This is a genomic window from Blautia sp. AF14-40, from assembly GCF_003479665.1.
Classification (GTDB): Bacteria; Bacillota; Clostridia; order Lachnospirales; family Lachnospiraceae; genus Fusicatenibacter; species Fusicatenibacter saccharivorans.
The window spans coordinates 93,207-106,554 of record NZ_QUHK01000011.1 but is presented as its reverse complement, the minus strand read 5'-3'; the positions used below and the strand labels follow the sequence as shown (position 1 = coordinate 106,554).

Here is a 13,348-nt window from a genome sequence, read left to right as displayed (position 1 = left end):
CTTTTGTGCAATATTTTGGATTTGCTCATTTATAGTTATGATTTTATATAATGATACCGGGATCAAAAGGTCTTTTGACACCTATGATAGCTGGGAGTTTACATTTTTTGTTTTGTGAAAGGATTGCCGATTATGACTACCATTCAGGATATTGCTGATAAAATGGGAGTTTCCAAGAGCACGGTATCCAAAGCGCTCAATGACGCGCCTGATATCAGCGATGCTTTACGGAAACAGGTTTTGGAAACTGCCGTAGCTCTGGGTTATACGAAGCTGCGGCGTTATAAGAAACCAACGAAAAAAGTCTGTATTATAATAGAAAAAGAAAATATGCGGTATCAGGAACCGCATCATTTTGCCTATGATATCCTGGTGGGTTTTCGTCAGATGGCAGAACCTGCCGGATTTGATGTTGAAATTGTACCCGTTGATATTAAGACCCAAAGAAACCAGCATTATGATGTTTTTATGCTGGAGCATGATTATATAGGAGCTTTTGTGGTCGGCTTTTCCCTGAGCGATCCCTGGATTCAAGACTTTAAAATCAGCCGCACACCGGCTGTTCTTTTCGACAACTATATAGTAGGGAATCCTTCCACCGCTTATGTAGGTATTGATAATGAGGAGGGAATGGAGCTTGCCGTCTCTTATCTTGCCGGACTTGGACACCGGAAGATCGCCTATCTGAGCAGCTCCCTCGGTGCCCGGGTTCTCCAGGCACGCCATGCTGCCTTTCTCCGTTCCATGCACCAGCATGGACTGAAGACTTCTCCTGCTGCGATCGGCTGTTCTTATTATCTGTCAGAATGTATGGAAAAGCATCTTCCCCGTTTTCTGGAAAACGGAATCACTGCTATTATTTGCAACCAGGATACCCTTGCTAGTGCAACGCTCACGCAATGTCAGCAGCTGGGATTCCAGATTCCTGATGATATCAGCATTATCGGATTTGATGATCTGCCGATTGCTGCTTGTACGTCACCGCCCCTTACAACCATCAGACAAGATCGGCTGGAGCTCGGAAAAAGTGGATTTTTTGCATTGTCAAGTCTTCTCAATCACATCCCAATCAGTACGTATTTGTTGCATGCACAGCTGATTCAGCGGGAATCGACAGGGAAGGTTCCTTCATAAATTCATCTCATCAACAATATTTGCCGGTTTTGCAGTCATTTCTACCCATGCCGGAATAAAACCGCTTTTAACAGCGTTTCTTACAGATCTGACATTAGACCAGGCGGTACAGTAAAACGGTACTTTACCCCTGTTTATGATCTCTTTTGTAAGTCTGCTTGTCAGTGCAGAGGCAATCCCCTCTCGTCTGTATTCCGGCAAAACATCCACACCGATCTGCCACATATCGTCGCAATCGGCAGAACAGGCAGCAAGTCCCACCAGCGTGCTTCCGTCATATGCGCCGACGCCAAGTACATCCAGATTCTTCCGATCTTCGCAAAGCGCATTGCCCCATTCCGGTCGATACAAATCCGCAAAATCTTCCTGTGTCAATACTCGTGTCACATAGGCGCAGGAAAGAGTCGGTATCCGGCTGATGTCCGGCAGATAGTATTCTGCCATGAAACATATTTTGTGCCCTTTTTCAACTAAACGTTCATTCAGCCAATGCATGTTTGGTGTCTCAAAACAGTGGTAAAATTCGAATTTGTCTACATACGCAGACACCAGATCCATCGTCTCCGGTATGGAAGCCGCCATGATATTATTTCCATAGGAAACCAGATTGCAGGTAATAGGCTCTTTCAAATATTTGCGGGCCTTCTTTCCTAATTTTATGGGAACAACAACATTTTTGTCCGCCTTGAAATCTTCCACGCGGCATCCCATATCTTCCGCAGACTGCCTCATGGCAATCTCCATCATTTCACGATTCGTCATATGCTTTTCTCCTTTATGAGTTTGTAATAGAAACTGCTGGGCATCAGAGAAGCTCATTCCCTGCAGTTATTTTTGTGGATCAATTTATGATTATTCCTGGCTCTTTTTCATCTCTCCCTCAAATGTGTTTTCCGTCATATGCGCCCGTAGAATATGAAGCAGCACTCCCGCTGCCCGCTCCATTGCTGCCGGATCAATGGAGGAATAATTCATGACATACGTATTTTCCTGCTTTGCCGCCTCCGCTGTGTCTGCGTAATAGCCGGAGAGCGGCTTTAATTTCACACCACGGGATTTCGCCTGCGTGACAATCGACTCTTCTTTCAACTCCGTGCGAAGATGCATCAGAAAATGAACGCCGGCTTCTTCCTCCTCGATGGTCACGTAATCACCGAGCGGCTTCTTTTCGAGTGCCTGTAAAATCAGATCTCGTTTGTTCTGATAATAGTTTCGCAGCCGGTTGATATGTTTTTCGAAACTGCCATTCTCAATAAACTCTGCCAGTGTGTACTGCTCAAAGTTGGAGACGGTGCAGGAATAAAACGACAGCTCGCGATAAAATTTCTCCGCTAATGTCTGCGGAAGCACCATGTAGCTGATCCGTACCGTGGAGGCAAGTGTTTTCGTAAAGGTATTCATATAGATAACTTTGTCCGAAACGTCGATACTCTGCAGTGTCGGAAACGGCTTTCCGCCGAGACGCAGCTCACTGTCGTAATCATCCTCAATGATATAGTGATGCTCTGATTTTGCCGCCCAGCCGAGCAGTTCATAACGGCGGCTGACCGGCATGACTGTTCCGGTTGGAAAGTGATGGGACGGGGAGGTATGAATAATATCAACCGATCTTTTTTCCAGCTCCTGCACCGAAACACCGTCCTGGTCGAGCGGCACTGGCTCGTACCGCACCTTCATACTCTCATAAATCCGCGCAATTTTGTGATACCCGGGATCCTCTACTCCATAAACAAGATCGTTTCCGAGAAGCTGAATCAGAAGGTTATGCAGATACTCCGTTCCTGCACCGACAATAATCTGCTCCGGCAGCACCTGCATTCCACGAAACTCGCGCAGATATTTTGCAATCGCACTGCGCAGCTTTAAAATCCCGGCGCACGGGGAATTGATCATCAGCTGGATCCGGTTATCATTCAGAACAGCACGCACCGTCCGCGTCCAGATTGTGAACGGAAAAATTTCGCTGTCCGTCTGATTGCTGGAAAAATCCGCAAAATAGGAAGTCTCCCCGTTTGCCACCTGCAGAATCTCTTTTGGCACCGCATCCCGCATGGAATCCTCAATTTCCAGCTCAGCCGCATAAAATCCGCGCTTTGGCATGGAGTACAGATAGCCTTCCGCAACAAGCTGCGCATAGGCATTCTCGACGGTAATGACGCTGATACCCAGATTTTTTGCAAACGTCCGTTTCGACGGCAGCTTCTCTCCCGGACGGATGTTTCCCAGTAATATGTCGTTTTTGATACATTTATATAAATATTCATACAGGGAATCTGACCCTATATTGGAAAAATTATACGTCAGCATTCGACCATTCTCCTCTTATCTGACCTTACTGAATATATTTGTTTTGGCGATTTTTTTATAGTCACTTTACCAGTATACTGTGAGGCATAACAAAAGTAAAGCCAAAACAGAAACAAAATTTATCACCTGATATTTATCAGGCAGGGAGGAGATTATTATGACAGCAACAAATGAGAGATACAAACTGAACAAAGAACTGGCACAGATGTTAAAAGGTGGTGTGATCATGGATGTTACCACACCGGAACAGGCCCACATCGCAGAGGAAGCTGGTGCCTGTGCCGTTATGGCACTGGAGCGGATTCCTGCAGACATCCGTGCAGCCGGCGGCGTTTCCCGTATGAGTGATCCGAAAATGATCCGCGGCATCCAGGAGGCCGTTTCCATCCCGGTTATGGCAAAATGCCGCATTGGCCACTTTGTAGAGGCGCAGGTGCTCGAAGCCATCGAAATCGACTACATCGACGAGAGTGAGGTTCTCTCCCCCGCGGATGATGTCTACCATATCAATAAACGCAATTTTAAAGTACCCTTTGTCTGCGGTGCAAAAGATCTCGGTGAGGCACTCCGCCGGATCAATGAGGGCGCATCCATGATCCGTACCAAAGGTGAGCCGGGAACCGGCGATATCGTACAGGCCGTCCGCCATATGAGAAAAATGAACAGCGAAATCCAGAAACTGACCTCCATGCGTGAGGATGAGCTGTTTGAGGCAGCCAAGGCCCTGCAGGTTCCGTACGATCTTGTTCAGTATGTTCATGACAACGGCCGTCTCCCGGTTGTTAACTTTGCAGCCGGCGGTGTGGCAACTCCAGCCGATGCAGCGCTGATGATGCAGCTTGGAGCAGAAGGCGTCTTTGTTGGTTCTGGTATCTTCAAATCCGGCAACCCGGCAAAACGTGCCGCTTCTATCGTAAAAGCCGTTACCAACTACACCGATGCCAAACGGATCGCAGAACTTTCCGCGGATCTCGGTGAGGCAATGGTCGGCATCAACGAGCAGGAAATCGCCTTACTGATGGCAGAAAGAGGAAAATAATGAAAATTGGAGTGCTTGCATTGCAGGGCGCATTTGCAGAACATGAAAAAGTATTAGAACAGCTTGGCGCCGAATGCATCGAACTGCGGCAGGCCCGCGATCTTGCCGAGCCTTACGATGCACTTGTACTGCCGGGCGGCGAGAGTACCGTTCAGGGAAAGCTTTTAAAAGAGCTTAGCATGTTCGATACGATCAAAAGCCAGATTCAAAATGGCATGCCGGTCCTCGCAACCTGTGCCGGTGCAATTCTTCTGGCAGAAACGATCGACGGACAGATGAAGGGACAGCCAGAGCAGTATTTCGGCACGATTCCCATGTGCATCAAGCGGAACGCCTACGGCCGACAGTTAGGCAGCTTCCACACAGAAGCATCGGTTGTGGGCATCGGAACAGTGCCGATGACGTTTATCCGTGCGCCGTATATTGCATCTGTGGGGAACGGCGTGGAAGTGCTCGCGGTTGTGGAAGAGCGGATTGTCGGTGTAAAATATAAAAACCAGATGGCCTTCTCCTTCCATCCAGAACTCGACCCGGATATGAGGATTCATAAGACATTTCTTTCGATGATCAGCAACGTATAAAGCAAAAGACTGTGCAAATCATAAATTCATTTGCACAGTCTTTTGCTCTGTTTTCGTACCGCAATGCAGCCTCACTGAATATCTTCCTTCTAACAACGTCAGGAGCTTTTGTATTATTCCGGGCAAAGTACAAATCGGCTTCGCCAGATATTTTCTTTTCCGTCAGCTTCCCATTGAATCAGAAACACAGTTTCCATTTTTCCTTGATGATCTCTATGAATGCATGGAATAATTTGAATCTTTTCCGGAGAAACACCATCTATTTTCAGAGTTCCCCTGTCACCGATTCGAATCCGGTCTTTTTCCCGACTTACGTTCTGCCGTGTGACAAGATTTTCCGTGAAGCCATTATCCAAAGGAGCGGTCTTCAGGCAATCTTTGATCTGAAGTTCACCGGTTTCCCTGCAAAAAACAGCAGTCCGTATCAGTTTTTTCCTGCTTTCTTTCTCATATGCCCCAGCAAAGGAAATCGAAATTTCTCCTGTCTCGGAGTAATTCACTGCATCGGCACGATATGTTTCCCCTTTGCACTGTTCCTTTCCATCCAAAATCGGAACGCTATGGCCACGTGAACTACAGCAGAGTACGGAATATCGTTCGGGGCCAAAATATGCTTTCGTGTATTCTCCGGCTCCAAGATCACTGATAATTTCTTCTTCCCCGATAAAATACAGAAAGCTGCCGACATCGTTATGATTGTGCGGCTCCCCGTTGTTTCCACCTTTGATTGCGAATGCGGTCTGATGCTTTCCAGTTGCAATTGCCCATTCGGCATCCGCCAGATAAGTAAACGTGCCGGAACATACCCGTTCCTCTGCAGCATTCTCGGAACCGTCCGACCTGCTTTTTAACACATTCAGATATTGCTTCGTCCAGATCCAGTCCCTATATGCGGCATTCCAGCGATAACACGGATCTTCCCCAAAATGCATTGCCCGTACCAGCGGCGGGATTTTAACATTTGGATCCAGCATTGCAAAATGGCAGGTAAGTCCCATCCGGTAACGGCTTTTGCTGTCTCCGTCAGAAAAGCTTAACGTATTTCCGCCCGGGAAATAGCATTTCTGCTGAAATTCCATGATTTTCCGCTGCTTTTTTCCATCCAGCAAGTCAGTTTTCCCGCCCGTTTTTTCTTTCAGAAGTTCCGCGAACATGGAAAAATAACTCATTCCATATTCCCAATAGCCAAGACCTTCCATGCAGGCGCCGTCCTCGCCGAAGCTCGCAAGAAAGCAGGAAAGATCCCGGGTCACGCGCGTCAAGATCTGTTCACAGTTTTGATTGATACTCTCGATGCTTTCCGCATTCGGAAAAAGAACAGGAAAAAGCTCAGATGCATAGCAGGCGGCTGCTCCTACGGATCCACAGCAAACAGCATTCCAGTTACTTTTACTCGTTTCCCACCAGAATGCACCGTTTTCCTGTATAAGAAACGGCTGCAACACTCTCCTGCTGCTTTCCTTCCAGATCCGACACAGTAACTCCGGCCGCAGATCGTTTCGAAGTAGAAACGCAATTTCCAGAAGTGACTGTGCAGTCTCGCACGCAAAAAGATCCAATGTAATCTTCCACTTTTCATCCTTTTTCCGGTTCACATGTGCCGGCAGCGCCCAGCAAGTTTCCGCACAAATCTGCTCCAGAACCCATTCCAGGCCGGAAAGATCCATAGAAATGTCCCTCTCTTTTGCAAACAATGCATTGAACGCAAAAGCAACGAGGTATTTCCGGCGTCCAAAGTAAGCTTCTTCATACCGCAGCCGGTTCCCCGTCTTTTCAAACAGAGAAAAAAGCTCCTCTGTCAAAACAGGGAAATCCAAAAGAGAAAGCGTTTCGGCTTCTCTTGAAAGCTCTGTTTCATATTAGAAAAGATACTGCTGCAATTCTTGTTCTGTTCTTCCGTTCATATATTTTTTCTCCGTAAACCTAGACAATCACTTCCATCATTTTTCCGGCTTCGTCAAACTCCAGCGGGGCCACGCAGGTTTCCCGGTGGAATCCCTTTCCCTCCGGATACTGCGCAAGCGGTGTGCCAAAACGATGGTAAGCAATCCAGTATGCATCTTTTCCAGGCACCTTACAGATGCTGTGATGACCCGTTCCAAGAACACCTTTTTGCACATCTTTCTGAAGAATCGTCTTTTCAAACCGAACCGGTCCGTACAGGGAATCGGACGTTCCATAGTTTACATGATAATTTTCACTTCCTGTATCATCACAGGACCAGGTAAAATGGTAAATTTCATCCCGCTTCAGAACCGTAACCGCCTCACGGAAATCGTACAGTCCTTCCAGATTTTTCATCGTCTCCGGAACAATATGCATCATATCCGGTGTCAGTTTTGCAATGGCCGCATAACCATTTCCAAACAGGAGATATGTTTCGCCGTTTTCCTGATAGATCGACGGATCAATCGTCTGACTCATCTGGATCTGATACGTTTCCATCATTTCCATGGTGATCATGGGTTCTGCTGCAGGCACAAACGGTCCCTCCGGATAATCAGATACTGCTGCTCCAATGCAGGATTTGCCATCAACACGCTTTCCACAGAAATAGTAGTAATACTTTCCATCTTTTTCTGCAATGCACGGCGCCCAGGCACTTCCTACCGCCCACGGAACATCTCCATCTGCCATGTCGAAAATATCAGCAGCCTTCTGAAATTTTCTCAGATCCTTCGATGCAAAAACAGAAAATTTCGTACCGGACCAGTCGGTAAAGCCATCCGTTGTCGGATACAGGTAATACGTTCCGTCAAAACAGGCAAGATCCGGATCTGCAAAGAGCCCTTCTACGACCGGCTTTTTGTGATCAAAAAATCGTTCCAGCAAGGCAAGCTCCTCGTCAGTAACTGCAAGAACGCCACCGTGGCGTTTTTTTGTTTTTCCAAGAGCATATTCCTTTTCCTTTAAAATACGGAATTTTCCCGAAGAAAGATCATCCGTTAAAAGAGGAAGATATCCTTTTCCCTCCGCAAACTGATCCGCAATCAGACACCATGTCTTCTGATCCGGTAGCAGATAACATTCCGGTCCTTCTACGCCAAACAGCGAAGAAAGTGTTTCTGATGGGATCTCCTGAAAATTGCCCGTCAGGGAGTCACAGGACTCCAACAGCAGACATTTATTCGTCTCATCCTTGGAAATCCGATAGTATACACCTTCTGATTCTACCATCGTTGTATCAATCACATGTTCTTTCCGCTCCATGTAAATAAATGGCTCGGAAAAACTTTGAAAATCAGATGTCCAGGATGCATAGATCCGCTGTTTGGCTTCCGTATCACCGGAAAGTTTTACCATAGATGCCCAGAAAACCAGAAACTGCTCTCTTTTTGAGTCATAGATTCCTTCCGGTGCCCAGACGCATCCGGCTCCCGGAACACCTATGGTACTGGCACGCTCCGCACTCCAGTGAACCAGATCCTTCGATTCCCAGACAATCAGATCACGGCTTCCGCGATATTGTGCCGTATCCCAGCCTTCTCCTGCTTCGATCCGTAAATCGGTTGCTATCAGATAAAATTTCTTCTGCTTTGGATCACGCAGCAGAAACGGATCGCGAACACCTTGCATTCCAAGATGAGAATATAAGACTGGCTGTCCGTCATTCAGATCCTCCCAGTGAAGTCCATCCCTGCTGATGGAAAAATAAATCTGTTCTCCATCCTTTTGTTCTCCGGTAAAATGTACAAATAAATAGCCTGCCATATTTTGTTCTCCTTATCTGCTTTTCATATAGTTCATAGGTGTCATTCCAGTCATTTTTTTAAAGACTTTACTGAAATAACTTTCATCGGAAAATCCGACTTTTTCGCTGACCTGCGAAATTTTAAGCGAAGTTGTACCAAGAAGCTCCTTGGCATGGGAAATTCTGACTTCCGTCAGGTACTGAAAAATCGTTTTTCCTGTTGTCTGACGAAAAATCCGATTTAGATAATCAAAGTTTCCACCAAGCTGCTCTTCAATCAATACTCCGGAAATTGGCTCGCGATAGCAGTTATTCAGATAATCCAAAAGATCATATATTTTCCGGTAGCTTCCGACCACTCCGGTTTTTTCCTGGGCAAGCGATGTTACAAACTGTCTGGAAACCAAAATCATCATCTCCAAAATCTGACAGGCACACAAATTGTAATAACCTTCCATACGATTTTTCTGACAGGTAATTCCATCATTGATTTTCTGCAGAATTTCAGAATAAGAAGAAGTGTCGGAAAGATGCATATATTTGGGCAACGCAAGAAGCGAAAGACTGACGCGTTCCTGTCCGGAAAGGGTACAGGAATCACTTTGCATGGACTGCGTTCTCTTTCTTAAAATTATCTCAGTTGTCTGCTCATTTGTCATCTTGTTTTTTTTTATGGATTTCTGATGGAAATGAATATAATGGTATTCACAATGTGTTGCTCTTTCCCCCACATGTATTTTATCCGGATCCAGAATTAAAAAATCCCCCGGTGTTAAATGATACCGTACACCATCCTCCAAAAGAAACATCTCACCCTGACGCACCAGATAAATAATGTATTCCAACGGCATTCTTCTTTTATGAATATACGGCGGTTCAATCACCGCCGTATCTGCCAGGCTAATTTCCGGTAGTTGACTGCTGTCATACTGATAATAAATGTTTTCCTTCATTCTTTTAGCCAAGATCCGGTTCATCGCAGAGTGTAATGATTCCCGGCACTTTTCCTTCTGTTTCAAAAATCAGAATCGTATTCGTTCCTTTTTTTAAAAGCGGACCCGGAATATATAATCGTTTCTGTGGCCCAATTTCCCAGAATCTTCCAATATTAAATCCATTTACAAGAATGCAACCTTTTCCCCATCCGGTAAAATCAAGGAAGGTATCTCCCGTCTCATCTGCTTCGAAGCTAAATTCATAAAATCCCGGTGTACCAGGAACGGATGGAATTGTAAAATCAAGATGTTCCAGATGTTCCATCGGAAGCGTATATTCTTTCCAATAATAGTGATTATGACCATTAACCTGTACGCTTCCATCAATCCCTTTTCTCTGTCTTTCGAGATTCGGACCGAAATTTACTCTTCCCATATTTTCCATCAAAATAGAAAGTTTCTGTCCTTCCGGTTTATTCTCCTCCCATTTTATTTCATCAAGAAGTTCTCTGTCATACAGTGTAACAGTTGGGATTTCATCCACAAAAATGTTAGCTCTGTCGTTAGCTCCCCACAGCCGCAGTGTTTCCAATGGCCCTTCATCTTTCAACTGGCTTTCGTATAAAATATATCCGTATCCCTGATCCAGTTTTTCCATTGACACCGGGTATACACTCTCCATCGCTTTACTAATCCGGTCTTTGTTTCCGAATAAAGATGTGCTTCTTTTGACACGAAGTTTTCCATATGATTTTCTGCGAATTTCTGTACTAAGTTTTACTTCCGGAATTTCGGTATATTTCCGGATTACATTCTGGAATGCCGTATACTTCGCCGTAATCTGACCGTCTTCCGTCAGCAGTGCATCATAATCATAAGAAGTAACATCCGGTGTCAGCTCATCATAGTAATTGGATCCATTCGTAAAACCAAAATTGGTTCCACCTTCAAACATGTAGATATTCACATGGCCCTCGGAAAGAATTTCGTCCAGATCTTTTGCATGTTCTTCTAAATCACCGGTCTGATGCGTTTCTACACCCCAGTTATCAAACCATCCAACCCAGAATTCCATACACATCAGCGGTTTATCGCCGATTTTCTTTTTCATGACGGCAAACTGCTCTTTTCCTTTGGAACCAAAATTTCCGGTCTGTAAAACACCTTCCACTTTTCCGCAGTCAAAAGCATCTCCCCAAGGACCATCCGATGTAACCATCGGCACTTCACAGCCGCAGTCAATCATCAGCTGTTTCATGTAATCCAGATACGATTTGTCATCTCCGAAATATCCATATTCATTTTCCACCTGCATCAGAATAACAGAACCGCCCCGTGTAATCTGAAGCGGTGCGATCACTTCAAATAATTTTTCATAATATTCTTTCACATGTTGTAGAAATGGCGGATAGAAACAGCGAAGGCGCATGCCGTCTTCCTTCAGCAGCCAGTATGGCAATCCGCCAAACTCCCATTCTGCACAAATATAGGGAGATGGCCGGAGAATCACCATCAAACCAAGCTCCTGGGCCAGTTTTACAAATCTGGTAATATCCAGAATTCCGGAAAAATCAAACTTTCCTTTCTCTTTTTCGTGAAGATTCCATGGAATATACGTTTCCACCGTATTGCAGCCCAGAGCTTTTAATTTTTCCAGTCGGTCGCGCCAGTATTCCGGCACAGTACGAAAATAATGCATACCTCCGGAAATGATTTTTACTTTCTTTCCGTCCAGATAAAAATCTTCTTTTACTTCAAACGTCTTCATAGTTCCTCCTGTTTCTGAAATTTCCATCTTTTTTATGTTAAAAATAATATGTCTGCCAAATTTCCCGTGACCGGAACGGAAACATTTGACTCGCAAAAGGGAGACACCAGAGGCATCATGTCTTTTCCGGTATCTCCCTTATCTTGCTTATCATGAAATCACAGAATTATCTGCCAGGTTTTGTCGCTAACCTTTCTTGTTCTACGGTCAAGTGAACACCTTTTTTATTCACCTCTTGTGAAATCCGGTGTTCCATTTTCCTCTACAAAAGCATCTAAATCTTTCTGAATTGCTGCCTTTACATCGTCATAACCGGCCGCTTTCAGTTCTTCTCTCATCTGATCGACAGTTGCCTTCGGATCATCTACCTGACCATATGCCAGCTGCGGGATATATTTTGCGAGAACATTAGCCAGTGCTGCCTGCTTTGCCTCAATTGCAGTTGTATCAACAATCAGGTTTTCAAATGGATAATCATAACCGATTTTATCCAGCGAACTGATCAGATCATCGGTTCCATCCCACCAGCTTTCATCCTGCAGTTCCAGATCATCATTACGTCCCATCCAGAAATTGGAATCCAGGGCATCTGTACTGGAATCAAATCCATCTGGTCTGCCCAGCTTGCCATCTTCTGTTACAATATAATCCTCACCTTCAATACCATAGTTTAACAGACGATAGCACTCTTCATCATTTCTTAACAGATCATATACCATCAGGGCGCGTTCCGGATGTGTGGAGTTTGCACTGATAGCACATGCACCATGCTCTTTCAGCGGATGCTGTACGTTCTGATTTTCTTCGCCCCAGTAATAGAACTGCGGATCGGAACCCGGCTGTTTCTTCTCCATATTCGGAACAATCGTAGAATAATAGGTCTGGGCATGATGCTGATCCGCACCGGTTGTTCCGGCATAAAACTCTTCTCTGGTGTCTCCGTCAAAGTTCAGGACATCTTTTCTCCATACACCCATGTCATTCCATTCTTTCATCAGCTCTGCCGCATCATAAAGGCTGTCATCCTCTACATACGGAGACATAACGGTTGTCGGATCGTCCTGCATAACCCCCCAGAAGTCTGTGTAAATACCAACACTGGCGCAATTGAATGCCGTATATTCCTTTTTCGAAGTAATATAGCCGCCAAGAATACCTCCCGTCTGGTTTTTGCCAGCGATATCCCACGGAATAACATCTTCCTTATTATCTTTAATATACTGGAAATACGTCGTCAGATCTTCAAATTTTGTAATTTTTCCATTTTCCAGACCTGCTTCTTTTGCCCAGTCTCCACGATAGAACATACCATGGTTCGTATACTGTGTATAGTGATCTTCCGGTATGAAATAAATTTCATCGTTATATTTGCAGATATCCCAGTCTCCGTCTGCGGATACCTGTTCCCAGGTCTTTGGCGCATATGTTTTCAGCATATCCTCGGAAAGTGGAAGAAATGCGCCCTTCTTTGTATTTTCCCATCCGTACAGCCAGTCCGTTGCCGTACAAATCAAATCCAGACTGCTGTCTCCACTCAACAGCTTCAGATTATACTGTGTCTGCCAGTCTGTCCATTCTATGTACGTAAACTCGAGTTCTGCATTTACTTTTTCCGTCAAAATCGGATTCAGTTTGTCCAGCATGGCTTCCAGTCTGCCATTGGTCGGTTTGTTTCCCAGCACCAGCATGTTAATTACTTCATGCTTGGAAGTATCAATACTTCCATCTTCCTTTACGCTTGTGTTGCCGGATCCGCTGCTTTCGGACCCACTGCTTCCGCATCCTGCCATACTTGCAATCATCAGGGAAGCCATTACCAGTGCTACTGCCTTTTTACCTGTTACGCGTTTTCTCATAGCGTCCTCCTTCTTTTCCTGCTTTTTCGGAATTTTA

Annotated in this window: 10 protein-coding genes; 3 read left to right on the top strand and 7 right to left on the bottom strand. The window is 45.3% G+C overall.

The window, feature by feature from the left end; all coding sequences use genetic code 11:
* The first annotated feature begins 132 nt into the window (after positions 1–132).
* Positions 133–1,134, top strand: a complete 1,002-nt coding sequence (locus tag DWW13_RS10030; RefSeq protein ID WP_117804963.1) for a LacI family DNA-binding transcriptional regulator — start codon at positions 133–135, stop codon at positions 1,132–1,134.
* Here DWW13_RS10030 and DWW13_RS10025 read toward each other — a convergent pair.
* Both DWW13_RS10025 and pdxR read right to left on the bottom strand, forming a co-directional pair.
* On the bottom strand, positions 1,129–1,896 hold the full coding sequence (locus DWW13_RS10025; protein WP_118720019.1) for a GNAT family N-acetyltransferase: 768 nt from the start codon (positions 1,894–1,896) through the stop codon (positions 1,129–1,131). The two genes, DWW13_RS10030 and DWW13_RS10025, sit on opposite strands and share 6 nt — an antisense overlap.
* A 90-nt stretch (positions 1,897–1,986) precedes the next feature.
* Positions 1,987–3,441, bottom strand: coding sequence for a MocR-like pyridoxine biosynthesis transcription factor PdxR (gene pdxR / locus DWW13_RS10020; protein ID WP_118720017.1), 1,455 nt, complete (start codon positions 3,439–3,441; stop codon positions 1,987–1,989).
* 157 nt (positions 3,442–3,598) lie between these two features.
* Here pdxR and pdxS point away from each other — a divergent pair, with 157 nt between their 5' ends.
* Both pdxS and pdxT read left to right on the top strand, forming a co-directional pair.
* On the top strand, positions 3,599–4,480 hold the full coding sequence (gene pdxS, locus DWW13_RS10015; RefSeq protein WP_118720015.1) for a pyridoxal 5'-phosphate synthase lyase subunit PdxS: 882 nt from the start codon (positions 3,599–3,601) through the stop codon (positions 4,478–4,480).
* Entirely contained in the window at positions 4,480–5,061 is a 582-nt protein-coding gene (gene pdxT, locus DWW13_RS10010) for a pyridoxal 5'-phosphate synthase glutaminase subunit PdxT (protein ID WP_117804959.1), read from the top strand. The genes pdxS and pdxT overlap by 1 nt, the downstream gene beginning before the upstream one ends.
* A gap of 113 nt (positions 5,062–5,174) precedes the next feature.
* Here the strand turns inward: pdxT and DWW13_RS10005 are convergent, their stop codons facing one another.
* The 5 genes from DWW13_RS10005 to DWW13_RS09985 form a co-directional block, all read right to left on the bottom strand.
* Positions 5,175–6,863: a heparinase II/III domain-containing protein gene (locus tag DWW13_RS10005; protein ID WP_117804958.1), complete on the bottom strand. Its 1,689-nt coding sequence runs from the start codon at positions 6,861–6,863 to the stop codon at positions 5,175–5,177.
* A gap of 121 nt (positions 6,864–6,984) precedes the next feature.
* Complete coding sequence (locus DWW13_RS19380; RefSeq protein WP_117508909.1) at positions 6,985–8,772, bottom strand: family 43 glycosylhydrolase; 1,788 nt, start codon at positions 8,770–8,772, stop codon at positions 6,985–6,987.
* Positions 8,773–8,784: 12 nt separating this feature from the next.
* The gene (locus DWW13_RS09995; RefSeq protein WP_158565001.1) at positions 8,785–9,705 is read right to left on the bottom strand and encodes an AraC family transcriptional regulator; all 921 of its coding nucleotides are present in this window, start codon (positions 9,703–9,705) and stop codon (positions 8,785–8,787) included.
* 4 nt (positions 9,706–9,709) lie between these two features.
* Positions 9,710–11,455, bottom strand: coding sequence for a glycoside hydrolase family 35 protein (locus DWW13_RS09990; protein WP_117508907.1), 1,746 nt, complete (start codon positions 11,453–11,455; stop codon positions 9,710–9,712).
* A 224-nt stretch (positions 11,456–11,679) separates the two neighbouring features.
* Positions 11,680–13,311 (bottom strand): extracellular solute-binding protein, encoded by a 1,632-nt coding sequence (locus tag DWW13_RS09985; protein ID WP_117508906.1) that lies wholly within the window; start codon positions 13,309–13,311, stop codon positions 11,680–11,682.
* Between the last annotated feature and the right edge of the window lie 37 nt (positions 13,312–13,348).